1 protein-coding gene is annotated in these 245 nt (G+C 62.9%); it reads right to left on the bottom strand.

Features of this window, described 5'->3' with window-relative positions; all coding sequences use genetic code 11:
• The coding region (locus ACYPYD_RS13305; RefSeq protein WP_459663559.1) for an ATP-binding protein at nucleotides 1-224 on the bottom strand (224 nt) is incomplete at its 3' end.
• Nucleotides 225-245: the final 21 nt, after the last annotated feature.

Below are 245 nucleotides of genomic sequence, written 5' to 3'. Positions count from 1 at the left end.
TGCCTGGATATCCATTCGCCAGCGAGCAACGTCTCGAAGAGCCGGCGGTCAAGACTGCGGCGCGTTCGGTAATCAACGTCCTCGGGCACGGCGCGGTGTCGCAGCTTGGCATGTCGCAAGCGCAGAGCGAGGCGCCTGTCATTTCGGTAGGTGGCCTCGTGGTCGAGCAGCAGTGCCAGCCATTCTGCGTGGCTGAGACTGGCTGCGTCATCGTTGCTTTCCATCTCGGCGAAGGCCTTGGCCAT

The sequence above is a fragment of the Novosphingobium sp. 11B genome, assembly GCF_054589055.1.
The sequence above is the reverse complement of the archived record's forward strand: the minus strand, read 5'-3'. Positions and strand labels throughout refer to the sequence as shown.